The sequence below is a fragment of the Cellulomonas humilata genome (genome assembly GCF_030814415.1).
Taxonomy (GTDB): domain Bacteria; phylum Actinomycetota; class Actinomycetes; order Actinomycetales; family Cellulomonadaceae; genus Cellulomonas; species Cellulomonas humilata_A.
In genome coordinates this window covers 834,560-856,676 of record NZ_JAUSVB010000002.1, presented here as the reverse complement: position 1 = coordinate 856,676, position 22,117 = coordinate 834,560, and the positions used below count along the sequence as shown (strand labels likewise).

Here is a 22,117-nt window from a genome sequence, read left to right as displayed (position 1 = left end):
CGTGATCATGGGATGCGGCCGGGTCGGTGCGACGCTGGCGAAGAGTCTCGAGGACAACGGGCACTCGGTGTCGGTCATCGACCAGAACCCCGAGGCCTTCCGGCGGCTCGACTCCGAGTTCGGCGGGAACAAGGTCACCGGGCTCGGGTTCGACCGCGACACCCTCAAGCAGGCGGGGATCGAGGAGGCGTTCGCGTTCGCCGCGGTGTCCGACGGCGACAACTCGAACATCCTCGCCGCCCGGGTGGTGCGCGAGACGTTCGGCATCGAGAACGTCGTCGCCCGCATCTACGACCCGCACCGGGCCGAGATCTACCAGCGGCTCGGCATCCCCACGGTCGCGACGGTGCGCTGGACCGCCCACCAGGTGCTCCGGCGCCTGCTGCCGATGGGTGCCACCGACGAGTTCCGCGACTCCTCCGGGCAGATCCAGCTCGCCCAGGTCGACGTGCACGAGGGCTGGGTCGGCCGGCCGCTGCGTGTGCTCGAGGACGCCACCGGCGCCCGGATCGCCTACCTCACCCGCTACGGCGACGGCCTCCTGCCGACGTCGACCACCGTCCTGCAGGAGAACGACACCGTGCACGTGCTCATGCGGGCGGACACCTCCGCCCTGGTCGAACGCATCCTCACCAGCGCACCGGCGGTGACCGAGTGAGGGTCGTCATCGCGGGCGCCGGCTCGGTCGGCCGCTCCATCGCGCGCGAGCTCCTCGGGCACGGGCACGAGGTGACCCTGATCGACCGGCAGCCGTCCGCAATGCGGGTCTCGCAGGTGGCGGAGGCGGACTGGCTGCTGGCGGACGCCTGCGAGCTGCCCACCCTGCGCCAGGTCAAGACCGAGGAGTGCGACGTCGTCGTGGCTGCGACGGGCGACGACAAGGCGAACCTCGTCATCTCGCTGCTGGCCAAGACCGAGTTCGGCGTACCCCGCACGGTCGCGCGCGTGAACAACCCGAAGAACGAGTGGATGTTCGACGAGGCGTGGGGCGTCGACGTCGCCGTCTCCACGCCCCGCATCATGACGGCGATGGTCGAGGAGGCCGTCACGGTCGGCGACCTCGTGCGCATCTTCACGTTCCACCAGTCCCGCGCCGACATCCTCGAGCTCACGCTCCCGGACGACTCACCGCTGGCCGGTGTGCGGGTCGGTCAGATCGAGTGGCCCACCGACACGGTGCTCGCGTGCATCGTGCGCGACGCCCGCCCCATCGCACCGAGCCCCGACGACACGCTCGAGGGCAGGGACGAGCTGCTGTTCGTCACGGCTCGGGAAGCGGACGAGTCTGCTCTCGAGCAGCTGCTGACCCACGGACCAGCAGCCAGCTGACCCAGAGCGCGAGGGCTGTACCCGGTACACCCATGACGAGCTTCGCGGTGCCCAGCCAGGTGACCTCGGAGCTGAAGTAGAGCGGCAGCTGGACCGCCAGGCGCAGGCCGAAGAGCGCCACGAAGGGCACGGTGGCGAGCGCGTAGCGCCTCCGCAGCGGGCGGTCCTGACGCCAGGCGACGGCTCCGGCCCAGGATCCGCCCTCGTTGAGCGGACCGGCCTTCGAGAACAGCCCGACGACGAGACCGACGAGCGGCCAGCCGATCACGATGGTCAGCAGGGTGCCGAGGAACCACGAGACGTTCACCCACAACCCGTAGGCGAAGAAGTCCTTGGCATCCCCGGTGCGCCACGCCCACAGCACGCCGATCCCGACGCCGAGGAAGCCCCCGAACGCTTGGGTCGGAGCCTGCCGCTGCAAGAGCCGCACGGCGACCGTGATGACGGCCACCGAGAGAGCGACGACGAGTGCCGGTGCGAGCGTCTGTCCCGTCGCGATGTACACGACGACGAAGAGCATGCCCGGCGCGACGGACTCGATGATCCCGCGCACGCCCCCGACGGCGTCGGACGCCGAGAAGGTCTCCGACGACAGCACCCGCATCCCGCGCACGGGGCCGTCCTGGGGGTCCACGACGTCGTCGACCGCCTCGAGGAGATGCTCCCCGTCGACCGGGTCCCGGCGCTCCGGCTCACTCACCGGGACGCGGCCTGAGCTCGTAGCGGGGGTTGAACACCGTCCGTCGGCCGTCGATCAGGCACACGAGACCCTCGATCTTGAGCCGGCGACCGGGGGTGACACCGCCGATCTCCCGTCGACCGAGCCAGACCAGGTCGAGCGCGCCGCTGCCGTCGTACAGCTCGGCCTCCAGGGCTGGTACACCCTCGCGCGGCCGCAGCGTGACCGATCGGATGACACCGGAGACGCTGGCGCGCGAACGGTCCGCCAGCTGGTCGACGGGGGTGCAGCCGACCGAGCGGTGCGCGTCCGCGCGCTCCTCGTCGGCCTCGATCTCTGCCTGGGACGCGACAGCCTTCTTCAGGCGCTCCTTGAGGCTCATCGGATCTCCGTGATCTCCGGGCCGCGGGTGAGCGGGTCGAAGTCAGGAGCCGCAGGCTTCGCGCCGTCCTCAGTCTCCGGGGGTGCCGGGTTGTGCGTGAGGTTGGGCGCGCCCGGTCCCGGCAGGGTCAGCGTGAGCAGGTCCCGAGGCGGACGGGCGTCCGTGCCCCGGACCACGACGATCCCGCCGAACAGCTGCTCGAGCGCGGTCGCGGCCGACGGGTCGACCGCGGCGCGACCGGTGATCACGCCGCGCACGAACCACCGCGGACCGTCGGCACCGATGAACCGGGCCGGACGGTGCCCCGTGCGCCCCTCCGGCGTCCGGACGGGAAGCCGCGCCAGGAGCTCGCGACCGAACGGGCCCGGCAGGTCGTCGGCCGAGCCACCCTGCTGGGTCACGGACTCGGCGATCTCGGCCCGGATCTCGTCCCAGATACCGTCGGTGCGGGGTGCGGCGAACGCCTGCACCTGCAGCGAGGAGCCGTCCAGGAGGATCGACGCGGCGGACACCACGTTCGTCGCCTTGTCGATCTCCATCCGCAGCTCCATGCCCTGCACACCCGGCAGGAGGATGGCACCGAGGTCGACGCGCGGCAGGTCGTCGTCGACCTGCGAGGCGTCCCACGGGCCACCCGTGCGCTCGACGGGCTCGGGTGACGGCTGCGCGTCGTCGTCGAGCTCGGGACCGTCGTCGACGACCGTCGGCTCGTCCGTCTCGGTCTCCACCGCGTCTTGGGGGGCGGGATCCTTCCCACCACGCCGGAACAGCGCCACGTGCTCACTCCTCTTCGACGCGCTCGCGCGCATCAGTTGCCTACAGATCGACAGTAGTCCCGACCTAGCGCGTCGGCGCAGCCTTCCAGCCGCCGCTGGACCCGAAACCGCCGTCGCCGCGGTGCGACCCGGGCAGCTGCTCGGCCTCCACGAACCGCACGCGCTCGACCCGCTGGATCACCAGCTGCGCGATGCGGTCGCCGCGGTGCAGCTCGAGCGCGTGCTCGACGTCCGTGTTCAGCAGCGTCACGGCGATCTCGCCGCGGTAGCCGGCATCGACGGTGCCGGGGGCGTTGACGATGGTCAGGCCGTGCCGCATGGCCAGCCCCGAGCGCGGGTGCACGAACGCGGCGAACCCGTCGGGCAGCGCGATCGCCATGCCGGTGGGGACGGTCACGCGGCCCTGCGGGGGGATGACGACGTCGATCCTGGAGACCAGGTCGGCGCCGGCGTCACCGGGGTGCGCGTAGGCGGGCACTGGAAGTTCGGGGTCGAGGCGCAGCAGGAGCACCTCGATACTGGGGTCGGCCGTCACGGGGCCCGACCCTACCCGCCGGATGGGATGCTGGGTGCATGCCAGAAGCTCCCGGTGGAACCCCGCTGCCCTCGTCCCGGGCGACCGCTCCGACGTACGCCGAACGGTTGTGGCTCGGACCGCTCGGCTGGGTCCTGCTCGTCGTGTTCGCGGCCATGATGGCCGTCGCGTTCGTCCCGGTGGACCCGCGAGTCGCTGCCCTGGTCGGCATCGTCGTCCTGGTCGTCGGCGCGGTCGTCCTGACAGGGCTGGCGCCGAGGATCGAGGTGCGCGACGGCGTCCTGCGTGCCGGCGGGGCGCACATCCCGGTCGACCTGCTCGGCGCAGCGGTCGCGCTCGACGCGGAGGCGACCAGGGCCGAGCTGGGTCCGCGGCTGGACGCGCGTGCGCACGTCTGCCTGCGCGGCTGGATCCACACCGCGGTCCGCGTCGAGGTGGACGACCCGCAGGACCCGACGCCGTACTGGGTGGTGTCCACCCGTCGGCCGGACGCGCTCGCCGCAGCCGTGCACGCCTGAGGGTCGGCCGCCCGGTCGTGCTGGGCGGCCGACCCTCAGGTGAGCCGAATCTTCTTCTCGGTGCAGACGGTCAGGCAGCGCACTCCGAGCAGACGGGACGACCGTCACGCTCGTAGGCCAGCTGGCTGCGGTGGTGGACCAGGTAACAGCTCGAGCAGGTGAACTCGTCCGCCTGCCGAGGCAGCACGCGCACGGAGAGCTCTTCGCCGGACAGGTCCGCGCCCGGGAGCTCGAACCCTTCGGCCGCCTCGGTCTCGTCCTCGTCCACCACGCCCGAGTTCTTGTCGGAGCGCCGAGCCTGAAGCTCCTGGAGCGAGTCCTCGCTCAGGTCCTCCTCGGTCTTGCGCGGGGCGTCGTAGTCGGTAGCCATGTGTGGCGTCACACTCCGTGGTCTTGATGGAAACTCATACGCGGGATCAATGCACGCGACGCGCTTTTTGTTCCCGCGCGCGGTGGGATTCTGCACCACTTTCGAGCGCGGTGCGAACCGGACGCGCGACCGATTTCGTCACACGTGCTGTGAGAGCGTTTTCATGCGTCGGAGTCGGCGTCGAGCGCCTCGAGGAACGCCCTCAGCTCCTCGACCCGACCGGGCAGCCCCGCCACGGTCATCGCCTCCTGCGCCGCCTGCCCGCGGAGGCCCGTGACCTGCGCACCTGCCTCCTGGGCGACGAGCGCCCCGGCCGCGAGATCCCACGGCTGCAGCCCGCGCTCGTAGTACAGGTCGAGGGTTCCGGCGGCGATCCCGCACAGGTCGAGTGATGCGCAACCCACGCGACGAATATCACGTACCTGCGGCAACAGTTCTGCGACGATTCGTCCCTGCACCCGTCGCCTCGACGACACGTATCCGAAGCCGGTGCCCACGAGCGAGTCGATCAACGGTCGCGCGGAGCCGACGCGCAGGCCGACCCCGTCCAGCGTCGCACCGAGCCCACGACCCGCCGTGAACGTCCGCCCGTCCTCCGGGGCGAACACGCACCCGGCGAGCGCGGTCCACGTGGCCGGGTCGGGGGCGACCGTCGGGTCGGGACCGGTCACGGCGGCGACCGAGACCGCGTAGGCCGTCGACCCGTACAGGTAGTTGACCGTGCCGTCGATCGGGTCCACCACCCAGGTGATGCCCGAGGTGCCCGGCCGGAAGGCCTCCTCCTCGCCGAGGATCGCGTCGTGCGGGCGCAGCTCGGCCAGCCGGCTCCGCAGGAGCGACTCGGACGCGAGGTCCATCGCCGTCACCACGTCCTGGTCGCTGGACTTCGTCGCCGCGACGGTGACGAGCCTGCGCCGCCCGTCGCGGACGAGCGCACCGGCCTCCCGGGCGAGCTGCTCGGCCACCTCCATGAGCGTGCGGACCAGGTCAGGAGAGTCGGGTTTCACCCGCCCATCCTCGCAGCGCGCGGTCAGCGCACCGTCCCTCGCCACGGCCCCGGTGCCTTCAGCTGGAACCGCAGGGCGCTCACCCGCAGCACGAACACCAAGATCACGACGACCACGCTCGTCGCGGTGGTGATCACGCCCTGCCACCACAGGATCGCCGTCACGGTCGACCCGAGCAGCGCGGGGATCGCGTAGAGCTGCCGGTGGTGCAGGACCACGGGTACCTCGCCCGACAGCAGGTCGCGCAGCACTCCCCCGCCGACGCCGGTCATGACGCCGACGATGACCGCAGCGGTCAGCGTCGTGCCGTACTCGAGCCCCTTGATGGTGCCGACCACGCTGAACAGGGCGAGCGCCCCGGCGTCCAGCACGACGATGAAGCGGCGCGCCCGCTCGAGTCGCGGGTGGAAGAAGTAGATGAGGGTCGCGCCGGCGACGGCGGTCGCGATGAACCGCCAGTTCGAGATCCCGACCGGGGGCACGGCACCGATGAGGACGTCGCGCAGGATGCCGCCGCCCAGCCCGGCCGCCCAGGCGAGCACCATGATCCCGAACACGTCGAACTGCTTGCGCACCGCGGCCAGCGCCCCGGACATCGCGCCGACGAACACACCGACCAGCTCGAGGATCGGCTCCAGGGGGATGTCGGTGTGCACGGCGCCGATCATCGCAGCGGGACGCCGCTGGACGTCGCAGGCGGGCCGTCATCGCGGCGATCGTGCGCCGCACCGCCCGGGGTGCACGCCGACGGGCCGGATCGGTGGCAGGCTCGTGCCGAGTTCCCGGGAGGTCGCATGGGTGAGCTGGAGCTGGTGGGTCTGCACGAGGACGGGGAGCACCTCGTCCTGGTGGCCCCGGACGGGGCGCGCTTTCGTGTGCGCATCGACGAACCGCTGCGCGCGGCCGTGCGCCGCGACCGCCCGCAGCTCGAGCAGCTGCGCGCGGAGAGCGCCGGGACGTTGAGCCCGCGGGAGATCCAGGCGCGCATCCGTGCGGGCGCGACGACGCAGGAGGTCGCGGACTCCGCCGGCCTGCCCGTGGAGCGCGTCCGGCGGTACGAAGGTCCGGTCCTCGCCGAGCGCGAGCACGTGGCGGAGCAGGCACGCGGCACGCGCGTCGGCCGGGACGTCGGTGCACCGACGCTGGGTGACCTCGTGACCGACCGTCTCGCCGCGCGCGGCGTCGACCCCGCCTCGCTCGCGTGGGACGCCGCACGCGACGCGTCCGGACCGTGGGTGGTCCTCGCGCGGTTCGCGGTGGGAGACGTCGAGCACGAGGCCCGCTGGACCTTCGACCTCGCCAAGCGCACCGTCGTGGCCGACGAGGACGAGGCCCGCTGGCTCTCGGAGACCGAGCTGCCCGACGAGCCCGTGTCGCGCCGTCACCTTGCGGCCGTGCGCGACGTGGTGTTCGACTTCCAGGGCGACGGCTCCCTGCGCACCCCGCAGGACCTCGACGCCGAGGAGCCCGCCCCCGAGCCCGTGCCCGACCCGCAGGAGGAGACCGCGTCGCTGCTGGACGACCTGCGCAGCCGACGCGGCGTCCGGCAGGCCGTGGAGCTCGACGACGACACCGAGGAGTTCGAGGGCTTCGGGCCGCAGCACGCGTTCGACTTCGGACGGCCCGATTCCACCGTGCCCGGTGCCCATCCCGTCGATGCCGACGACGCGGCCGAGGCGCAGGTCTACCCGGCGCCCGTCGCCGTTCCCGAGCCGGTCACGACCCCTGCCGCGGAGGCCGAGGACGCCGAGCGACCTCGGGCGGCGGCGCGCCGCGGTCGCGCCAAGGTGCCCAGCTGGGACGAGATCGTCTTCGGCGCGAAGCCGGAGTAGAACCGTCAGATGCTGAGCTCCTCCGCGGAGCTCAGGGTCTGCGGGCTCGGCGAGGACGCCCGGGCCGTGGCCGCGGTCATGTGTCGCATGTGGTGCCGACGGCACAGGACCTCGTAGCCGACCTCGTCGGCACCGGCCTCGACGTCCCCGACGACGACCTGCGCACCCTCGACCACCATGGTCCCGCCGATGGTGCGGGCGTTGTGCGTCGCCCGTGCGCCGCACCAGCACAGCGCGCGGACCTGCAGGATCTCCACCCGGTCGGCCAGCTCGACCAGCCGGGCGGCACCGGGGAAGAGCCGGGCCCGGAAGTCCGTCGAGATGCCGAACACGTAGACGTCCACCCCGAGCTCGTCGACGACGCGTGCCAGCTGCTCCACCTGGTCCGCGGTGTAGAACTGCGCCTCGTCACCGATGAGGTAGTCGACGGGTCGACCGAGCGTGCGGCGGGAGATGACGTCCGACCAGAAGTCCGTCGAGTCGTCCACCTCGTGCGCCTGCTGCGTCAGCCCCAGCCGTGAGGAGATCGTTGCCGCGCCGGCGCGGTCGTGCCGCGTGAACAGCACGCCGTCGCGTCCGCGCGCCGCGTGGTTGTGGTGCATCTGGAGCGCCAGCGTCGACTTGCCGCTGTCCATGGTCCCGGAGAAGAAGACCAGCTCGGCCATCAGGCCACCACCAGGCACGGCACGAGCATCTCGTGGCGGGTCAACGACCCGTGCACCCCGACGAGGTCCATCGACCCAGGCGTCTGGGTCCGGGAGTCGACGACGGTCGCGCGGCCCGTCATCGCCACCACCACGTCCCCGATCACGGGCAGGACGTGCTCGGCGACGTCCCCGAACCACGCGTCCGACATCGCCTCGTCGCGGGTCACGACGACGGCCGCGGCGCCGAGCGTGTCCCGCCACCGGTCCGCCACCTGCAGCGCGTCTGCTCCCGGCTCGAGGTGCAGGTGCAGTGCGCGGGGCTCCCCCGCGACGAGCTCGACACCGGCGCCGAGGGCGGCGTCGGTCGCGACGTCCCACCGCTGCGACCGGTCCACGTCGACCATCCCGTGGTCGGCGGTCACCACCAGCACGGTGTCCCGCGGCAGCAGGCGCGCGAGCCTGCCCAGCTCGGCGTCGAGCTCGGCGAGCGCGTCACCCCACTGCCACGACCCCCACCCGTGGTGGTGGCCCGCCTTGTCGACGTCCCCCCAGTACAGGTACGCAACGCCCGGCCGGCGCAGCGCGTCCACGGTGGCGTCGACCCGGGCCGCCAGGGACTCGGCCGCCTTGTAGGTGGGGCCGCGCAGCGCTGCCTCGGTGAGCCCCGAGCCCGCGAACCGTGCCGGCCCGATGCTGGTCACGCTGGTGCCCGCCGCGACGAGGCGCTCGAACACGGTCGTCTCGCGCTGCCACTGCCGCGCGGGAGGCAGCCCGGTCCAGCTGACCAGGTTGCCGAGCTCCCCGGTCGCGGGGTCACGGACGGTGTACCCGAGCATGCCGGTGCGGCCGGGCGGCAGCGCGACCCCGAAGGTGCCCATCGCGGTCGCGGTCGTGGAGGGGAACGTGCTGGTCAAGGGGGTGGAGTCGCCGAGCCGACGACGCAGGAACGGTGCGTGGCCGGCGCGCTCGGCGAGGTTGGTGTGCCCGAGCCCGTCGACGAGCACGACGCAGACGCGGGTCGCGTCGGGCAGACCCAGCATCCGCTGCGAGCTGCTCGCGTCGGGCACGTCGAGCAGCCCGAGCGCGCCGGCGACGGCGGGGAGCACGCGGCCCAGGCACGGGTGGTCGGAGCCCGGCGCCACGAGGTCGGCCGCCTGGAGCGCGGCGCGCACCCGCGGCGGAACCGTCGACAGCGCTGTCGTCGCGGGTGCCTCGAGGTCGGTCATCGGGCCCGGGCGCTCGCGGCGGACAGCTGCCGGGCGAACGCCGTGGCGGCGCGCACCGAGTCGAGACCCTCCGCGGCGGCACTGACCCGCACGACCACGTCGTCGGGCGCGAGGGTGCCGGTCAGGCCGTGGTCCGCGTCGCAGTTCGGGTCGCCGCACGTGGCCGGCTCCAGGTCAACCCGCGAGACCGCGCCCCAGCCGATCACCAGGGTCAGCTCCTGCGCGGGCCGGCCGCGCTCGTGCTTCTCCGGCAGCGGCACGACGTGGGTCAGCGCGACCGACGTGAGCTGCGCCAGCGGCACGGCCTCGGTCGTGGCCGACGCGGACGCCGAGGGGTGCTCGGAGTCGGCCGGGTGGTCGTCGACGTGGGCGACGATCAGCCGCGTGGGCGTCAGCACCAGCACGGTGACGTGGCGGCGCACCTCGGCGGCGTCGAACGTCGTCTCGGGGTGGACCAGGTGAGCCACGACCTCTTCGTCCGCGAGGGCCACGTCGAGCACGTCGACGACGAGCTCGGGGTAGTAGCCGGCACGGTGGAGGTCGTGGTGCAGGGCAGGAGCAGCAGCGGGCACGTGCCCATCCTCCCACCCCAGCGGGCGTGTCCGGCGAGCGCGCACAGGGTCACACCCTCGGCAGGCGTCGGGTGGCGTCCGCGCGGTCGGCGCGGGACACCGAGGCACGGGCGCCGAGGACCGCCGCACCGTGCTCGGAGACGACCACCGGGTTGAGCTCGAGCGAGCGCAGCTCGGGGAGGTCGTCGGCGAGCACGGCGACGCGCGCGATGATGTCCTCCAGCGCGGCGACGTCGAGCGCCGGCAGACCGCGGTAGCCGAACAGCCGGGGAGCCGCGCGTGCCGTGCGGACGAGCTCGGAGACGTCCACGTCAGTCAGGGGCGGCACGCCGTACGCGATGTCGCCCAGCAGGTCGGACGCGTCGCCGGCCAGCCCGAAGCTGACGATCGGGCCGAACGAGGGGTCCTCGACCGAGCGCACGACGCACGCGGACCCGCGGGGAGCCATCGCCTGCACTTCCAGGGGCTCGTCCCCGTCGGTCGCCCCGAGCCCCGCGGCCAGCGCGAGCACCTGCTCCACGTCCGCCCGCAGCTCGGCCTCGTCCGCGACGTCGAGGCGCACTCCCCCGAGATCCGCGCGGTGGCGGAGCGCCGCTACGGTCGTCTTGAGCGCCACCGGCCAGCCGATCCGCTCCGCGGCGGCGACGGCCTCGTCGGCGTCGTGCACGCGGGTGGACGGCAGCACGCTGACGCCGATCGTCGCGAGCAGCTGCGCGGTGCGGCCGCTGTCGAGCGCCAGGGCTGCGTCGCCCGACGCCTCGGCGTCGAGCCACCCCGCGACGAGCCGCCGGGCGACCCGGGTCTCCGCACCCTCGGGGTGCAGGGGGCGCCCGCGGTCCCCGTCGCGCCACCGCGCGTACCGGGCGGCGTGGCCGAGCGCGAGCGCCGCGTCCTCAGGGGTGCTGTACGCGGGCACCGTCCACTCGCGGCCGTCGTCGTCGCGAGCGGTCAGCTCCTCGGTCAGGCCGTGCAGGTCGTAGATGCACGCCACGGTCGTCCGCCGGGAGCGCGCTGCACGCTGCGCGACGGCGTCCTGCAGGACGGTGTCCGGACCGCCGACGGTCGGGATACGGACCACGATGACGACGTCGCTGTCACCGTCGTCGTAGAGGGCGTCGACGGCCGCACGGACGCGGTCCGGCGGGGCGTCCTCGGCCAGCAGCTGCACGTGCCCGCTGACCACGAGGCCGGCCGCCGCGACCGCCTCGGCGACGAGGGCCGCCACCGACGCGGAGCTGGCCAGGATCGCGGTGCGGCGGCCGGCGGGCAGCGGCTGGTGCGCGAGGACCTGCGCGACGTCGAGCAGCTGGTGGGTGTTCTCGACGCGCACCACCCCCGACTGGCGCAGCATCTCCGCGAGCGTGCGCGGCGGGGCGTGCGTCGGACGGACGGCGTGCCCGGGTGGCACCACCTGACCGGACCGCCCGGCGGTCACGACGATCACGGGCTTGATCAGCGACAGGCGCCGGGCCACGCGGGAGAACTTGCGCGGGTTGCCCAGCGACTCGAGGTACAGGCCGACGACGTCCGTGCTGTCGTCGTCGGCCCAGAACTGCATCAGGTCGTTGCCCGACACGTCGGCACGGTGACCGGCGGACACGAACTGCGAGACCCCGATGCCCCGGCGCCGGACCGCCGCGAGCAGCGCGACGGACAGCGGGGCCGACTGGCAGAACAGGCCGACCCGCCCCGACGCCGGCGGGGACTGCGCCAGGGACGCGTTGAGCTGCAGACCGCCCTCCCGCGTCGAGATGATCCCGTAAGAGCTCGGACCGACCACCCGCATCCCGGCCCCGTGCGCCGCGCGGAGCACCGCGCGCTGGCGGTCCAGGCCGTCGGGGCCGTCCTCGGCGAACCCCGCGCTCAACAGGACGATCCCGTGCACGCCGAGGTGCGCGAGGTCCCGGGCGACGTCGGTCGCCGCGGCGGCGGGCACGGCGACGACGGCGAGCTCGACCGGTCCGGGCACGTCCGAGATCCGCGCGTGCACCGGCAGCGGCGGGTCGCCCGGGACGCCGACCGCGTGCACGACGACCGACGGGTCCCCGACGAGGAGGTCCGCCAGCACGCGCGCGGCCAGCCGACCCGCGAGCGTCTCGCCCGCCTCCGTCCCCGGGCCGACGACGACCACCGACGACGCGTGCAGGACGCCGCGCATCGACAGGGCCTCCGCGCGGTGCTCGCGGTCCGCCATCACGGCCAGCGACCGGTCGGTGGGGTCGATGTCGAACCCGACGGCCACGATGCCGTCCTCGGTCCGCTGCCGGACCTCGTACCCGGCCTGCTTGAAGACGGCGATCATGCGACCGTTCTGCGGCAGGACCTCGGCGACGAACCGCCGCACCCCCCGCTCCCGCGCGGCCGCGGCCAGGTGCTCGAGCAGCACGGACCCCAGCCCACGGCCCTGGTGGGCGTCCGCGATGTTGAAGGCGACCTCGGCCTCGTCGGTGCCGATGCGGTCGTACCGGGCGACGCCGATGATCTGGTCACCGTCGTCCCCGCTCGACACCGCCGCCAGAGCCACCCGGTCGACGTGGTCGACGTTGACCAGCCGTGCCAGGTCACGCTCGGGCAGCCGCTCCAGCGGGGCGAAGAACCGCAGGTACGTCGACCGCTCCGACTGCCCGACGTGGAACGCCTGGAGCGCGTCGGCGTCGTCCGGCCGCAGCGGGCGGACGTGCGTGGTCGAGCCGTCGTGCAGCACGACGTCCGCCTCCCACGCAGCCGGGTACGCGTGCCCCGGTCGCGAGAGGCCGTCAGCCGTGACGTCTGCCATGAGCGTCACGCTAGTGGCGGCAGCCGCGCGCCGCGCCCGCCAAAGGTCCCGGACGGTCCACAATGGTCGCCGCACAGCAGACCGGCCCCCCGAGGAGCAAGCACCATGGCGCGTCGCCCCGCGACCCCTGACCTCCCGCCCGAGGACCTCGTCGAGCGCATCGTCGACATCGACGTCGCGACCGAGATGGAGGGCTCGTTCCTCGAGTACGCCTACTCCGTCATCTACTCGCGAGCGCTCCCCGACGCGCGTGACGGCCTCAAGCCGGTGCAGCGCCGGATCCTCTACCAGATGTCGGACATGGGCCTGCGCCCGGACCGCCCGTACGTGAAGTCGGCGCGCGTCGTCGGCGAGGTCATGGGCAAGCTCCACCCGCACGGCGACGCGGCGATCTACGACGCGATGGTGCGACTGGCGCAGCCGTTCTCGCTGCGCCTCCCGCTCGTCGACGGCCACGGGAACTTCGGCTCGCTCGACGACGGCCCGGCGGCGCCCCGCTACACCGAGGCGCGCATGGCGCCGGCCGCGCTCGCGATGACGACGGGGCTCGACGAGGACGTCGTCGACTTCGTGCCCAACTACGACAACAAGCTCACGCAGCCCGAGGTGCTCCCCGCGGCGATCCCGAACCTGCTGGTCAACGGCGCGTCGGGCATCGCGGTCGGCATGGCCACCAACATGGCGCCGCACAACCTCGTCGAGGTCGTCGCCGCGGCCCGCCACCTCGTCCTGCACCCGGACGCCACGCTCGAGGACCTGCTGCGCTTCGTCCCCGGCCCCGACCTGCCCTCGGGCGGCAAGATCGTCGGTCTCGAGGGCGTCCGCGACGCCTACCGCACCGGCCGCGGCGCGTTCCGCACCCGCGCGACCGCCCGGATCGAGAACGTCACGCCCAAGCGCAAGGGCATCGTCATCACCGAGCTGCCGTACACGGTGGGCCCGGAGAAGGTGATCGAGAAGATCAAGGAGGGCGTGCAGAGCAAGAAGCTCTCGGGCATCTCCGACGCGGTCGACCTGACCGACCGGCAGCACGGCCTGCGCCTGGTCATCGAGATCAAGACCGGCTTCGTCCCGGAGGCCGTCCTCGAGCAGCTCTACCGCTACACCCCGCTCGAGGACTCGTTCTCGATCAACAACGTCGCCCTCGTCGACGGCCAGCCGCGCACCCTGGGGCTGCGCGAGCTGCTGGTCGTGTGGGTCGAGCACCGCCTCGTGGTGGTCCGCCGACGCTCGCAGTTCCGGCTCGCCAAGCGCTTGGAACGCCTGCACCTGGTCGAGGGCCTGCTCGTCGCGATCCTGGACATCGACGAGGTCATCCAGGTGATCCGCACGTCCGACGACGCCGACACGGCCCGGGCCCGGCTGCGCACCGTGTTCGACCTGTCCGAGCCGCAGGCCGAGTACATCCTCGAGCTGCGGCTGCGCCGCCTCACCCGGTTCTCCCGGATCGAGCTGGAGAAGGAGCAGCAGCAGCTCGTCGAGGAGATCGCGGAGCTGCAGGCGATCCTCGCCGACGAGTCCCGGCTGCGCGGACTGGTCTCCGACGAGATGGCCGAGGTCGCCGCGACCTACGGCACCCCGCGCCGCACGATCCTGCTCGAGTCGGCCGGCGGCACGTCGATCACGGGCGCCCCGGCGGCCCGCGGCGCGGCGGCCCCGCTCGAGATCGCCGACACCCCCTGCTGGGTGCTGCTGTCGGGTACCGGGCTGCTCGCGCGCACGGCGTCGGAGGACCTGCCGGCGCGTGCGGACGGTGCGCGGCGGGCCAAGCACGACGTCGTGGCCGCGTCGATCCCGGCCACGGCGCGGGCGGAGGTCGGCGTCGTGACGTCGCAGGGCCGGATCGTGCGCGTCTCCGTGCTCGACCTGCCCGGCCTGCCGCCCACGGACGGCGCCCCCTCCCTCTCCGGCGGTGTGCCGCTCGGCGAGGTCGTGACGCTCCTGCCCCGCGAACGCGTGGTGGGCCTGGCGTCACTCGCCGCCGACGCACCGACGCTCGCGCTCGCCACCGTCCAGGGCACGGTCAAGCGCGTGACGTCCGGCGACATCCCGGGGAACCGGGACGCGTGGGAGGCGATCTCGCTCAAGGACGGCGACGAGGTGGTCGGCGCGGTCGCCGTGCGCGACGCCGACGAGCTGGTCCTGGTGTCCTCCGACGCCTCGCTGCTGCACTTCCCGGCGTCGGCCGTCCGGCCGCAGGGGCGGTCCGCGGGCGGCATGGCGGGCATCAAGCTCGCGACCGGCCAGCGGGTGGTCGCGTTCGCCGCGGTGCCGGCCGACGCCGCCGAGGCGGTCGTCGTGACCGTCGCGGGCGCGTCCGGCGCCCTCCCCGGAACGCAGGCCGGTTCGGCGAAGGTCACCCCGTTCGAGGCGTACCCGGGCAAGGGACGCGCGACCGGCGGCGTCCGGGCACACCGGTTCCTGCGCAACGAGGACGCGCTGCTGCTCGCGTGGGTCGGCTCGGCGCCGGCGTGGGCGACGGGGTCCGCAGGTCAGCCGATCGAGCTGCCCGCGCTCGACCCGCGGCGCGACATGTCGGGCACGCCGCTGGCCGCGCCCGTGCACGCCATCGGGTGAGTCGTCAGACGAGCGCGACCACGTTGTCCGGCACCGGGGGGCGCTGGGCGTAGGTGCGGACCGGCCGCGGCTCGGGCGCCTGACGCTCGGCGATGTTGCGTCCGATCACCGCCGCCGCGAGGAGGCCCTGCCCGACGGTGTACGTCAGCATCACCCAGAAGCCCTGCCCGGCCAGGTCCCACCAGGGCACGAACGCCTCGAGCGCGATCAGGCTGTCGCTGAGCAGGAAGACGGCACCGCCGATCGCGGCCGTGCGGCCGAGGCCCGTCGCGAGGACCGCCATCGCGACGAGGACGCCGCCGTAGATGGCGACGGGCACGAGCAGGGCATCCGCACCGGGTGCGCACAGGGCGATCAGGGCGACGAGCACCGCCGCGTACGGCAGCAGCAGGACCGGGCGGGTGTGCACCACGGAGCGTCGGACGAGGGGCGCGAACGCCACGACGTACGCCACCTGCGCGAGCAGGAAGAAGCCGACCATGACGAGGAAGGCCGCGTCCTCCCCCACGAGCGACGGCACGAGGTCGCCGAGCCAGGAGAAGCCGAGGGCGACGAGCGTCCACGTCACGACGCGGCCGCGCGGCCAGCGCGTGGCGGTGACGACGACCGCGGCGAGTGCGGGCATGAGCATCCACTGGGTGACGTCGGCCAGCGTGGTGGCGTCCGCTCCCTGCGCGGCGAGATGCACGAGCACCAGCACGACGAAGACCGCGACCCACGTGCGCGCGGCCATGGACAGCGAGCGTCCCACGGCGACCTCCAGGAGACCGGACGTCCTCGTCCGGCGACAGAAACGGCGGGACCTCGTCGTCCTGCCGCGCCGATGCTAACCCGCGCCGCGGGCGACCGGAGCACGTTCGCCCGTGCGGCTCACAGCTCGATCGAGAACAGCGTGGAGCTGTGGAACACCGCGTACCCGAGCCCCTCGTAGAGCCGGTGCGCGCCGGACTGGTTCGCCGTGTCGACGCCCAGCTCGGCCATGTCCATGCCGTCCGCGCGGTAGGCGGCCATCACGGTGGCGAGGAGCGCCTCCCCGAGCCGACGACCACGCCACGCGCGGCGCACGCCGAGCAGGTCGGTGTAGCCGGCCTTGTAGCCGAGCAAGGGCCAGTCGTGCTCGAACCGGGCGGACATCAGGTACCCCGCGACCTCGCCCGTGGCGTCGTCGATCGCGGCAAAGCTCCAGGTGGGTGCGAACATGCTGCGGCCCTGCACCCATTCCTGCGCGGTGCGCGGCTCGCTCCCCCAGTGGTCGGCGAACGCCTCGTTGTGCGCGAGCCGCAGCTGCTCGTCCAGCTCGGCGCTCCAGGGCACGATGCGCAGCCCCTCCGGCACGACGACCGGCGGGAGCTCGACGTCCAGGGGGCGGCGCATCTCCGCGTAGAACCGGGCGGGTGTGAAGCCGCCAGCGCGCACCAGCCGGATCGTGGCGTCGGCGTTGTCGTGGACGAACACGGCCAGACGCGCGGGGAGCTCCTTGCCGGAGGCGGCCAGCAGCTGGCGGCCGCGCGCGTTCTCCCACTCGAGCACCTGGCGGCCGATCCCCCGACCGCGCCACTGCGGGTCCACGGCGCCGTCGAGGAAGACCCTGACCACCCGGGCGTCCCCAGGGGGCTGGTTGGCGCGCGCGTACGCGCGGATCACCCCGTCGGCGTCGATCCCGGCGAGCGTGTCGCGGGCGTGGTCCTTCCAGTCCCCGTCGAACTCGTCGTCGATCTCCTCCGCAGAGGTCCGGTACGGCGCCTCATCGGCGTCCTCCGTCGCCGTGATCAGGCGAGCGAGTGCGGGGACGTCGTCGCGCGTCAGTGGACGCCAGGTCAGGCCGTCCGTCCCGATGGGCAGCGGGACGTCGGCGGGCGCGGCGGCGCGCACGGCGATGGGAGCGAGGTCGGCGACGGTCACGTCGTCCACGATCCCGGCCATCGCACCCCGACGGCAACCGGATTGCCGGTCAGGCGTCGATGCGGCTGCGGTCCAGCCCGTCGGCGCCCGCGACGATGAAGTCCTTGCGCGGTGCGACGTCGGACCCCATCAGCAGCTCGAAGATCTCCTCGGCACGCTGGGCACCCTCGACGGTCACCCGGCGCAGCGTGCGGTGCCGCGGGTCCATCGTGGTCTCCGCCAGCTGGTCCGCATCCATCTCGCCGAGGCCCTTGTACCGCTGGATGTCGTCCTTGTAGCGCTTGCCCGCCTTGTCCAGCTTCTTCAGCGTCGCCACGAGCTCGGCCTCGGAGTACGTGTAGACGTACTCGTTCTTGCGCCCCCCGCCGCCGATGACCTCGATGCGGTGCAGCGGCGGGACGGCCGCGTACACGCGTCCGGCCTCGACCAGCGGTCGCATGTACCGGAACAGCAGCGTGAGCAGCAGGGTGCGGATGTGCGCGCCGTCCACGTCGGCGTCGGTCATCAGCACGATCTTCCCGTAGCGCGCGCCCTCCAGGTCGAACGACCGACCCGACCCGGCACCGACCACCTGGATGATCGCGGCGCACTCCGCGTTCTTCAGCATGTCCGTGACGGACGCCTTCTGGACGTTGAGGATCTTCCCGCGGATGGGCAGCAGCGCCTGGAAGTCCGAGCTGCGCGCCAGCTTGGCGGTGCCCAGCGCGCTGTCCCCCTCGACGATGAACAGCTCGCTGCGCTCGACGTCGTCACTGCGGCAGTCCGCCAGCTTCGCCGGCAGCGATGAGGTCTCGAGCGCGTTCTTGCGACGGGAGATCTCCTTCTGCTTGCGCGCCGACAGCCGCGCGCGCATCTCGCCGACGACCTTGTCCAGCAGCAGCGACGACTGCGCCTTGTGGTCGCGCTTGGGCGAGACGAAGATCGCGCCGAGCTCGGTGTCCAGCACCTTGGCGACGATCGCGCGGACCGGTCCGGTGCCGAGCACCTCCTTGGTCTGCCCCTCGAACTGCGGCTCGGCCAGCCGGACGGTGACGACCGCGGTCATCCCGGCCAGCACGTCCTCCTTGTCGATCCGCTCGGAGGTGTCGCGTGCCGAGATCTTGAGCCGCCGGGCGTTCGCGTCGACCGCCTTGCGCATGGTGCGCAGCAGCCCGGCCTCGAAGCCGGCCAGGTGGGTGCCGCCCTTGGGCGTGGAGATGATGTTGACGAAGCTGCGGACCTCGGTCTCGTAGCCCGTCCCCCACCGCAGGGCGATGTCCACCTCGCACGTGCGCGACACCTCCTGCGCGGTCATGTGCCCGCGCTCGTCGAGGACCGGCACCGTCTCGGTGAACGCACCCGAGCCGGTCAGGTGCCACGTGTCGGTGACGGCGGTGTCGGGCGCCAGGTGGTCGACGAAGTCGACGACACCCCCGCTGTGCAGGAACGTCTCCTCGTGCGGGCCGTCGGCTCCGGGCGTGCCCGCGATACCGCGCTCGTCGCGCACCGTCAGCGTGAGGCCCGGCACCAGGAAGCTCGTCTGCCGGGCGCGCGTGACCAGCTCGTCGTAGGCGAAGACCGCCGCCTTGGGGAAGATCTGCGGGTCTGCCCAGTACCGCACGCGCGTCCCGGTCCGGGCGCGGGCGACCTTGCCGCCCATCGTGAGCTCGGACCCGGAGACGAACGGCTCGAACGGGTTGTCCGGACCGATACCGGCCCGGTCGTCGAAGATGCCGGGCTCGCCGCGGTGGAACGTCATCCGGTGGGTGCGACCGCCCCGGTCGACCTCCACGTCGAGACGCGCCGACAGGGCGTTCACCACGGACGCGCCGACGCCGTGCAGCCCACCGGAGGCGCCGTAGGAGCCGCCACCGAACTTGCCGCCGGCGTGCAGCTTGGTGAACACGACCTCGACGCCGGTCAGCCCCGTCTTCGGCTCGATGTCCACCGGGATGCCGCGCCCGTTGTCACGGACCTCCACCGAGGAGTCGGCGTGCAGCACGATCTCGATGCGGTCCCCGTGGCCACCCAGGGCCTCGTCGACCGAGTTGTCGATGATCTCCCACAGGCAGTGCATGAGGCCGCGGCTGTCTGTGGTCCCGATGTACATGCCGGGGCGCTTGCGCACCGCCTCGAGCCCTTCCAGCACCGACAGGTGCCGGGCGGTGTAGCCGGACTGCGGGGAGGTCGTCGTCACGGGCCCGATGGTAGTCGCCGGGCCCGACAGCCCGGAGGCGCCATGCCGCCGGCAACGGCTGTGTTGCGGGCTGGTTACGGTCTGCTACGCGGTGAGCGAACCACCCGGTCCCGGTGCGTGGGATCTGGCATCGGGATGGTTCTATAGATCTGTGACCGGGACCATGACGCATCCACTGACCGCGGCCGACCGCTGCGACCGCTGCGGCGCACAGGCCTATGTCCGAGTTGTCCTCGCCGTGGGAGAGCTGCTGTTCTGCGCGCACCACGCACGCGAGCACGCACCGAAGTTCGCCGAGCTGGCGACCCACGTGCAGGACGAGACCGACCGCCTCCTCGCCGAGCACGGCGCCGGGGCCGGCGCGGCGATCTGACGCAGCGCACCACCCTCTGACGACGCGGGGCCCGGACCTGATGGTCCGGGCCTCGCGCTCTGTCCGCGACGCATCACCCCTATGCTCGCGACGACGGGCACAGCGGCCCATCGTCCCCCGAGCGTGCAGGAGGCCCCCCCGTGACAGAGCCTGACGTCGACAAGGCGGAGCAGCTCGAGCTGGTCAGCCGCGGTCTCCTGCAGGGCGAGGAGGTGCTCGCCGTCTACGACTGCATCGGCACCGGTACCGGCTTCGTCGGGCTCACGACGCTCCGCGTCGTCATGCAGGACAAGAGCTTCGTCGGCAAGCGGGTCGCGATCACCTCGATCCCCTACCGGCACGTGCGCTCGGTCTCGGTCGTGAGCAACACGTCGTTCGCCGGCAAGTTCACGTCCAGCAGCAGCATCGCGATCGACGTCGGCGGCACGGTCCACGAGGCCGACTTCCGCGGCGTGGAGAAGGCGCACAAGGCCCACGACCTGATCCTCTGGTACATCACGCGCTGACGACGGGCGCAGTCGACTCGGGCTCAGCCGACGGACGGCGTGTTTGCGGCCGATGTCCCCCGGTTGCCATCCCGTGAACTCGCGCACCCGGCGCGGACGACGAAAGGCCCGGACCATCCGGTCCGGGCCTTCGTCGTGGAGAGGCGCGTGTCAGTCGAGGTAGTCCCGCAGGACCTGCGACCGCGACGGGTGCCGCAGCTTCGACATCGTCTTGGACTCGATCTGACGGATCCGCTCACGCGTCACCCCGTAGACCTTGCCGATCTCGTCGAGCGTCTTCGGCTGACCGTCCGTGAGGCCGAACCGCATCGAGACGACGCCGGCCTCGCGCTCGGAGAGGGTGTCCAGCACCTGGTGCAGCTGCTCCTGCAGGAGCGTGAAGCTCACGGCGTCCGCGGGCACGACGGCCTCGGAGTCCTCGATCAGGTCGCCGAACTCGCTGTCGCCGTCCTCACCGAGCGGCGTGTGCAGCGAGATGGGCTCGCGGCCGTACTTCTGGACCTCGACGACCTTCTCGGGCGTCATGTCCAGCTCCTTGGCCAGCTCCTCCGGCGTGGGCTCACGGCCCAGGTCCTGGAGCATCTGGCGCTGGACGCGGGCGAGCTTGTTGATGACCTCGACCATGTGCACCGGGATACGGATGGTGCGGGCCTGGTCGGCCATGGCGCGCGTGATGGCCTGACGGATCCACCAGGTCGCGTACGTCGAGAACTTGTAGCCCTTGGTGTAGTCGAACTTCTCGACCGCGCGGATCAGGCCCAGGTTGCCCTCCTGGATCAGGTCCAGGAACAGCATGCCGCGACCGGTGTAGCGCTTGGCCAGGGAGACGACGAGACGCAGGTTGGCCTCGAGCAGGTGGTTCTTGGCCCGCCGGCCGTCGTTCGCGATCCACTCGAGCTCGCGCTTGATCTTGGGCTCCATGGTGATGCCCGCGTTCAGCCGCTCCTCGGCGAACAGGCCCGCCTCGATGCGCTTGGCGAGGTCGACCTCCTGCTCGGCGTTCAGCAGCGCGACCTTGCCGATCTGCTTGAGGTAGTCCTTGACGGGGTCGGCCGTCGCGCCGGCCGTGACGACCTGCTGCGCGGGAGCGTCGTCGTCGTCGGCGTCGGAGTAGACGAAGCCGCTGTCCTCGCTCTCCTCCTCCTTCGCGGCGGGCTTCTTCTCGCCGTCCTCCGAGTCGTCGTCGTCCGCGTCGGCGGCGTCGTCGACGACCTCGATGACCTCGACCGCCTCGACGACGACCTCTTCGATCGACTCGATGTCCGGCTCGTCACCCTCGACGACCTCGACCTCGACGTCGTCACCGACCGTCGCAGCCTTCTTGGCCGCGGCAGCGGACTTCGCCGCGGGCTTGGCAGCAGCGGGCTTGGCCGCAGCGGTCTTCGTGGCGGCCGTCTTGGCGCGAGTGGCGCGGGCCTTGGGGGCAGCGCCCTCCTCGGGAGTCACGACGGCCTTGGTCGACGGACCAGCCCCGGCGCTGGTGGCGGCGACGGCACGGGCAGGCACAGCGGGTGCAGACGGCTCGCGCACGCCGATCCCGGCGGTGGACAGGCCGCGGACGACGGCGCGCAGGCGCTTGGCGTCCTGGACGTCCGCCTGCTCGCACGCGGTGCGCAGCTCCTCGGCGCCCACGGTGCCGTGGGTGCGCCCGCGCAGGACGAGGTCCTGCAGGGCGGGGTGCTCGAACTCACGCGGAAGAGCGGGATGCGGGGTCTGGGACGACACGAACGACCTTTCGGCAGCGCGACACCCGGAACGGGGCCGGGAGGTAGATGGATATTGTACCGACCCCACGGGCCGCTCGGCGCGATCATGGGCACGACGACACGGCCGTCGGGGACGGCAGTCACGGGGTCCTCGTGCTCAACGAACGGCGGGCACCAGAGATTCCCGCGTGCAACGAGGGCTTCGGAGGGTCCGGAGGATCAGCCATC

General features: G+C 72.6%; 22 protein-coding genes. 7 read left to right on the top strand and 15 right to left on the bottom strand.

Annotated features, from left to right (window positions below):
• Nucleotides 1–7 precede the first annotated feature (7 nt).
• Both J2X26_RS09965 and J2X26_RS09960 read left to right on the top strand, forming a co-directional pair.
• Complete coding sequence (locus J2X26_RS09965; protein WP_307492249.1) at nt 8–658, top strand: potassium channel family protein; 651 nt, start codon at nt 8–10, stop codon at nt 656–658.
• The gene (locus J2X26_RS09960; RefSeq protein WP_307491876.1) at nt 655–1,329 is read left to right on the top strand and encodes a potassium channel family protein; all 675 of its coding nucleotides are present in this window, start codon (nt 655–657) and stop codon (nt 1,327–1,329) included. The genes J2X26_RS09965 and J2X26_RS09960 overlap by 4 nt, the downstream gene beginning before the upstream one ends.
• Here the strand turns inward: J2X26_RS09960 and J2X26_RS09955 are convergent.
• The 4 genes from J2X26_RS09955 to dut all read right to left on the bottom strand — a co-directional run bounded on the left by J2X26_RS09955 (nt 1,262) and on the right by dut (nt 3,701).
• Nucleotides 1,262–2,029, bottom strand: a complete 768-nt coding sequence (locus tag J2X26_RS09955; RefSeq protein ID WP_307491875.1) for a DUF3159 domain-containing protein — start codon at nt 2,027–2,029, stop codon at nt 1,262–1,264. The two genes, J2X26_RS09960 and J2X26_RS09955, sit on opposite strands and share 68 nt — an antisense overlap.
• Entirely contained in the window at nt 2,022–2,390 is a 369-nt protein-coding gene (locus tag J2X26_RS09950) for an OB-fold nucleic acid binding domain-containing protein (RefSeq protein WP_056584684.1), read from the bottom strand. The genes J2X26_RS09955 and J2X26_RS09950 overlap by 8 nt, the downstream gene beginning before the upstream one ends.
• The gene (locus J2X26_RS09945; protein ID WP_307491874.1) at nt 2,387–3,166 is read right to left on the bottom strand and encodes a DUF3710 domain-containing protein; all 780 of its coding nucleotides are present in this window, start codon (nt 3,164–3,166) and stop codon (nt 2,387–2,389) included. The genes J2X26_RS09950 and J2X26_RS09945 overlap by 4 nt, the downstream gene beginning before the upstream one ends.
• A 64-nt stretch (nt 3,167–3,230) precedes the next feature.
• Nucleotides 3,231–3,701: a dUTP diphosphatase gene (dut, locus tag J2X26_RS09940; RefSeq protein WP_307491872.1), complete on the bottom strand. Its 471-nt coding sequence runs from the start codon at nt 3,699–3,701 to the stop codon at nt 3,231–3,233.
• Nucleotides 3,702–3,739: 38 nt separating this feature from the next.
• Here dut and J2X26_RS09935 point away from each other — a divergent pair, with 38 nt between their 5' ends.
• A complete protein-coding gene (locus J2X26_RS09935) occupies nt 3,740–4,219 on the top strand; it encodes a DUF3093 domain-containing protein (protein ID WP_307491870.1) in 480 nt (159 codons plus the stop codon).
• A 70-nt stretch (nt 4,220–4,289) separates the two neighbouring features.
• On the opposite strand, the gene J2X26_RS09930 is transcribed toward J2X26_RS09935, so the two are convergent.
• The 3 genes from J2X26_RS09930 to J2X26_RS09920 all read right to left on the bottom strand — a co-directional run bounded on the left by J2X26_RS09930 (nt 4,290) and on the right by J2X26_RS09920 (nt 6,252).
• The gene (locus J2X26_RS09930; protein WP_055913906.1) at nt 4,290–4,589 is read right to left on the bottom strand and encodes a DUF4193 domain-containing protein; all 300 of its coding nucleotides are present in this window, start codon (nt 4,587–4,589) and stop codon (nt 4,290–4,292) included.
• 161 nt (nt 4,590–4,750) lie between these two features.
• The gene (locus J2X26_RS09925) at nt 4,751–5,560 is read right to left on the bottom strand and encodes an inositol monophosphatase family protein (protein ID WP_439897843.1); all 810 of its coding nucleotides are present in this window, start codon (nt 5,558–5,560) and stop codon (nt 4,751–4,753) included.
• Between the two features lie 59 nt (nt 5,561–5,619).
• Nucleotides 5,620–6,252: a trimeric intracellular cation channel family protein gene (locus J2X26_RS09920; RefSeq protein ID WP_307491865.1), complete on the bottom strand. Its 633-nt coding sequence runs from the start codon at nt 6,250–6,252 to the stop codon at nt 5,620–5,622.
• Between the two features lie 138 nt (nt 6,253–6,390).
• On the opposite strand from J2X26_RS09920, the gene sepH reads away from it, so the two are divergent.
• Complete coding sequence (gene sepH, locus J2X26_RS09915) at nt 6,391–7,428, top strand: septation protein SepH (RefSeq protein ID WP_307491864.1); 1,038 nt, start codon at nt 6,391–6,393, stop codon at nt 7,426–7,428.
• A 5-nt stretch (nt 7,429–7,433) separates the two neighbouring features.
• Here sepH and J2X26_RS09910 read toward each other — a convergent pair whose 3' ends face one another.
• From J2X26_RS09910 to J2X26_RS09895, 4 genes are read right to left on the bottom strand one after another with little or no spacing between them, the layout of a single operon-like run.
• Complete coding sequence (locus J2X26_RS09910) at nt 7,434–8,093, bottom strand: thymidine kinase (RefSeq protein ID WP_307491862.1); 660 nt, start codon at nt 8,091–8,093, stop codon at nt 7,434–7,436.
• Nucleotides 8,093–9,301 (bottom strand): alkaline phosphatase family protein, encoded by a 1,209-nt coding sequence (locus J2X26_RS09905; RefSeq protein WP_307491860.1) that lies wholly within the window; start codon nt 9,299–9,301, stop codon nt 8,093–8,095. Before J2X26_RS09905 ends, J2X26_RS09910 begins: the two co-directional genes overlap by 1 nt.
• A complete protein-coding gene (locus J2X26_RS09900) occupies nt 9,298–9,873 on the bottom strand; it encodes a DUF5998 family protein (protein WP_307491858.1) in 576 nt (191 codons plus the stop codon). Before J2X26_RS09900 ends, J2X26_RS09905 begins: the two co-directional genes overlap by 4 nt.
• Nucleotides 9,874–9,922: 49 nt before the next feature.
• On the bottom strand, nt 9,923–12,649 hold the full coding sequence (locus tag J2X26_RS09895) for a bifunctional acetate--CoA ligase family protein/GNAT family N-acetyltransferase (protein ID WP_307491856.1): 2,727 nt from the start codon (nt 12,647–12,649) through the stop codon (nt 9,923–9,925).
• Nucleotides 12,650–12,754: 105 nt separating this feature from the next.
• Between J2X26_RS09895 and J2X26_RS09890 the strand changes: the two genes are divergently transcribed.
• On the top strand, nt 12,755–15,226 hold the full coding sequence (locus J2X26_RS09890; protein WP_307491854.1) for a DNA gyrase/topoisomerase IV subunit A: 2,472 nt from the start codon (nt 12,755–12,757) through the stop codon (nt 15,224–15,226).
• Nucleotides 15,227–15,230: 4 nt separating this feature from the next.
• Here the strand turns inward: J2X26_RS09890 and J2X26_RS09885 are convergent, their stop codons facing one another.
• The 3 genes from J2X26_RS09885 to J2X26_RS09875 all read right to left on the bottom strand — a co-directional run bounded on the left by J2X26_RS09885 (nt 15,231) and on the right by J2X26_RS09875 (nt 19,304).
• Entirely contained in the window at nt 15,231–15,977 is a 747-nt protein-coding gene (locus J2X26_RS09885) for a lysoplasmalogenase (RefSeq protein ID WP_307491852.1), read from the bottom strand.
• A 119-nt stretch (nt 15,978–16,096) separates the two neighbouring features.
• Nucleotides 16,097–17,149, bottom strand: a complete 1,053-nt coding sequence (locus J2X26_RS09880; RefSeq protein ID WP_307491850.1) for a GNAT family N-acetyltransferase — start codon at nt 17,147–17,149, stop codon at nt 16,097–16,099.
• A 28-nt stretch (nt 17,150–17,177) separates the two neighbouring features.
• Nucleotides 17,178–19,304, bottom strand: a complete 2,127-nt coding sequence (locus J2X26_RS09875) for a DNA gyrase/topoisomerase IV subunit B (RefSeq protein ID WP_307491849.1) — start codon at nt 19,302–19,304, stop codon at nt 17,178–17,180.
• 163 nt (nt 19,305–19,467) lie between these two features.
• Here J2X26_RS09875 and J2X26_RS09870 point away from each other — a divergent pair, with 163 nt between their 5' ends.
• Entirely contained in the window at nt 19,468–19,677 is a 210-nt protein-coding gene (locus tag J2X26_RS09870; RefSeq protein WP_055915761.1) for a DUF7455 domain-containing protein, read from the top strand.
• Between the two features lie 140 nt (nt 19,678–19,817).
• Nucleotides 19,818–20,183: a PH domain-containing protein gene (locus J2X26_RS09865; RefSeq protein ID WP_055915759.1), complete on the top strand. Its 366-nt coding sequence runs from the start codon at nt 19,818–19,820 to the stop codon at nt 20,181–20,183.
• Nucleotides 20,184–20,333: 150 nt separating this feature from the next.
• Here J2X26_RS09865 and J2X26_RS09860 read toward each other — a convergent pair whose 3' ends face one another.
• A complete protein-coding gene (locus J2X26_RS09860; RefSeq protein ID WP_307491846.1) occupies nt 20,334–21,908 on the bottom strand; it encodes an RNA polymerase sigma factor in 1,575 nt (524 codons plus the stop codon).
• Between the last annotated feature and the right edge of the window lie 209 nt (nt 21,909–22,117).

Coding starts and splice junctions, on each gene's coding strand:
- J2X26_RS09950 (WP_056584684.1), bottom strand. CDS start 2,390: ATGAGCCTCAAGGAGCGCCTGAAGAAGGCTGTCGCGTCCCAGGCAGAG.
- sepH (WP_307491864.1), top strand. CDS start 6,391: ATGGGTGAGCTGGAGCTGGTGGGTCTGCACGAGGACGGGGAGCACCTC.
- J2X26_RS09890 (WP_307491854.1), top strand. CDS start 12,755: ATGGCGCGTCGCCCCGCGACCCCTGACCTCCCGCCCGAGGACCTCGTC.
- J2X26_RS09880 (WP_307491850.1), bottom strand. CDS start 17,149: ATGGCCGGGATCGTGGACGACGTGACCGTCGCCGACCTCGCTCCCATC.
- J2X26_RS09965 (WP_307492249.1), top strand. CDS start 8: ATGGGATGCGGCCGGGTCGGTGCGACGCTGGCGAAGAGTCTCGAGGAC.
- J2X26_RS09870 (WP_055915761.1), top strand. CDS start 19,468: ATGACGCATCCACTGACCGCGGCCGACCGCTGCGACCGCTGCGGCGCA.
- J2X26_RS09925 (WP_439897843.1), bottom strand. CDS start 5,560: ATGGAGGTGGCCGAGCAGCTCGCCCGGGAGGCCGGTGCGCTCGTCCGC.
- J2X26_RS09935 (WP_307491870.1), top strand. CDS start 3,740: ATGCCAGAAGCTCCCGGTGGAACCCCGCTGCCCTCGTCCCGGGCGACC.
- J2X26_RS09905 (WP_307491860.1), bottom strand. CDS start 9,301: ATGACCGACCTCGAGGCACCCGCGACGACAGCGCTGTCGACGGTTCCG.
- J2X26_RS09910 (WP_307491862.1), bottom strand. CDS start 8,093: ATGGCCGAGCTGGTCTTCTTCTCCGGGACCATGGACAGCGGCAAGTCG.
- J2X26_RS09930 (WP_055913906.1), bottom strand. CDS start 4,589: ATGGCTACCGACTACGACGCCCCGCGCAAGACCGAGGAGGACCTGAGC.
- J2X26_RS09895 (WP_307491856.1), bottom strand. CDS start 12,649: ATGGCAGACGTCACGGCTGACGGCCTCTCGCGACCGGGGCACGCGTAC.